The sequence below is a fragment of the Streptomyces rugosispiralis genome (genome assembly GCF_024505145.1).
GTDB classification, from domain to species: Bacteria; Actinomycetota; Actinomycetes; order Streptomycetales; family Streptomycetaceae; genus Streptomyces; species Streptomyces rugosispiralis.
Map to the genome: position 1 here is coordinate 1 of NZ_JANIAA010000144.1, position 1,682 is coordinate 1,682.

Annotated in this window: 1 protein-coding gene; it reads right to left on the minus strand. The window is 69.3% G+C overall.

The genetic code is table 11. The annotated features are described in order from the left end of the window. A partial coding sequence (locus NP777_RS46750; RefSeq protein WP_256656298.1) for a condensation domain-containing protein occupies positions 1-1,660 on the minus strand: 1,660 nt, incomplete at its 3' end. Between the last annotated feature and the right edge of the window lie 22 nt (positions 1,661-1,682).

The following is a 1,682-nucleotide window of genomic DNA, read 5'->3' on the forward strand; positions in this document are numbered from 1 at the left end:
TCCGCGCCACCCGCTCCTCGAACAACTCCACCACCGACCGACCCGGTACCTCACACACCGTGTCGTTCCAACCCCACAACACCGACCGCGCCTCAACCTCGTCCAGCACGTCGATCCGGGACACGGGGGCGGTCGGCTCGGCCACGGCCTCGGTCAGGAGCCGGAGGAGTCGCTCGGTGAGCGTATGCGCCGACGCGCGGTCGAACAGGTCGGTGCTGAACTCCAGGACACCGTTGAGCGCACACACCTGCCCGTTCTCGCCGTGGCTCTCGGTGAAGCCGAACGCGAGGTCGAACTTGGCCACGGACGTCTCGACCTGCTGTCGCCCGGCGGTGAGCCCCGGAAGGCCGTCCAGCGAGTCCAGCGCCCCCTGGTAGTCGGTGTTGTTGAGGGTCAGCAGCACCTGGAAGAGCGGGTGACGGGCCAGCGAACGCTCCGGGTTGACCACCTCCACCAGCCGCTCGAAGGGCAGGTCCTGATGGGCGTAGGCACTGAGGTTCGTCTCCCGGACCCGGTCGAGGAGCTCGGCGAAGCTGGGGTTCCCCGACGTGTCCGTACGCAGCACCAGCGTGTTCAGGAAGACCCCGACCAGATCGTCGAGCGAGGTATCGGTGCGGCCGGCGATCGGCGTGCCGATGGGGATGTCCGTACCCCCGCCCAGCCGCGTGAGGAGGGCGGCGAGGGCGGCCTGAAGCACCATGAAGGGGCTGGCCTGCGCCTCCCCTGCCACCTCGCTGATCCGCGCGTACAGCGGCGGGGAGACCTGGAACGAGATGCGGTCTCCGCGGTAGGTGGCCACGGACGGGCGCGGCCGGTCGTACGGCAACTCCAGCTGATCCGGAAGGCCCGCCAGCGCGGAGGTCCAGTAGCCGAGCTGACGCGAGATCTCACTGTCGGGGTCGGACTCGTCACCGAGGACATCGCGCTGCCAGAGGCTGTAGTCCGCGTACTGGACCGGCAGCGGCTCCCGGACGGGGGCACGGCCGGTGGTGGCACGGGTGGCGTACGCCGCCGTCAGGTCTCGTGCCAGCGGGGCGCGCGACCACGCGTCGCTGACAATGTGGTGGGTCAGGGCGAGCAGCACATGCTCCTGCTCCGCGACGGCGAACAGAACGGCGCGGAAGGGAGTTTCGGCCGCGAGGTCGAAGGGACGGGCCGCCGCGACGGCCAGGTCCTCGTCCAGCCGCCGCTCGTCGGTCTCCACCACCGGAAGCTCCGTACGAACCTCGTCGGTGGGCAGGATGATCTGCCGGGAACCGTCGGTGTCCTCGGTGAAGACGGTGCGCAGGCTCTCATGGCGGGCGACCACATCGCCGAGCGCCAGGCGCAGCGCCTCCCGGTCCAGATGACCGGTCAGCCGCAGCGCGACCGGAGCGTTGTAGGTGGCGCTGGGGCCCTCGAACTGGTTGAGGAACCACAGCCGTTGCTGGGCATACGACAACGGGATCCGCTCCGGTCGCGGATCGGCCACGGTGACACGACGACGCACACCATCCGTCGCGAGAGCGGTGGAGATGCCCGCGACGGTGGGCGTCTCGAAGAGCTGCCGGATGGGCAGCTCCGCGTCCATGACACTACGGATCCTGCTGACCAGCCTCGTCGCCAGCAGGGAGTGACCACCGAGACGGAAGAAGTCGTCATCGATGGTGACCGACTCCACGCCCAGCACCTCGGCGAACAGA